Raw genomic sequence first — 281 nt, forward strand, 5'->3', positions numbered from 1 at the left:
GCATAAACTAAAAGTTCATTAGTTTCTTCCTTTATACTTTTGTCTAATACAGGCGCAGATAGGATGTACTCATATCTGTCTATGGCGGTATCATAACGTTCCCGCCGATGTTCACCTATACTCCAATTAAGTATTCCAATTGCTCCATCATTAATGCCTTTAATAATCCGACTATCTTTCGGGTACCATTCATACGCTTCTACAAATGCAGCAAATCTATCTGATGATTTTGAGTGACTTCTAGCTTGTACATATGGTTCGTTTGCAGTAGGAAATCTACT

Annotated in this window: 1 protein-coding gene; it reads right to left on the reverse strand. The window is 37.4% G+C overall.

Annotated elements, in window-relative coordinates; genetic code table 11:
- Positions 1-281: hypothetical protein (locus AOA60_RS33565; protein WP_218240916.1), on the reverse strand; the 281-nt coding region annotated here is incomplete at both ends.

Origin of the sequence: Pseudomonas sp. 2822-17, assembly GCF_002742485.1 — a bacterium.
Taxonomy (GTDB): Bacteria; Pseudomonadota; Gammaproteobacteria; order Pseudomonadales; family Pseudomonadaceae; genus Aquipseudomonas; species Aquipseudomonas cyclaminis.